At 49.6% G+C, this 661-nt stretch carries 1 pseudogene; it reads left to right on the forward strand.

Features of this window, described 5'->3' with window-relative positions:
• Window positions 1–661, forward strand: a pseudogene (locus tag R8N47_RS25735) (DUF3372 domain-containing protein); the annotation flags it as partial.

The raw sequence follows: 661 nt of genomic DNA on the forward strand, positions 1-661 counted from the left end.
GCTTACTACGTACTGAAAGTGAACCCAGATGCGTCTGATCCGCACGAATGTATGAACTTCATTCTGCACAAAGGCGATGAGAAAGCCTTCGGTAGCTCGAACTCAAAAGTGGAGCTGACCAAAATTGGCGAATCTAAAGGTCTATTTGGCTTCCACGGCAGCAGCGAGCTTTACTACGAGCCAATCGAAGAACGTCCAGTCGATATTGATGGTCAAAAAGCGCATTGGTTAGATGCCAACACTATCGCATGGGAAGCGGCAGCCAATGCTGATTCCATGAAACTGTTCTACAGCTTGACCAACGACATCAAAATGGATGAAGACAAGCAAATCTCTGGCGGTACAGCTGTTGAGCTGACCAAAGCGGGCGATTTGTCTGACGGTCTTAAATCTCGTTTCCGCCACCTTGCAAGCCTTCAAGCTGCTGGCATTGATGTGGACGATGCAACCCTACGTACGATTCTGAAATCACAAATCGTCATGGTGGCTTACAACGCAAATGGCGACGTTATTTCTGCAACTGAAGTGCAAAAGCCGGGCGTTTTGGATGCGGTGTTTGCCGACTCCAAGGCAGGTAACGCAATTAGCCAAGAACTCGGCGCGATTGTGGAAGGCGGCGCAGCAACCTTCAAACTTTGGGCGCCAACAGCGCAAGACGTTG

This window comes from Vibrio sp. 2132-1 (assembly GCF_033344315.1).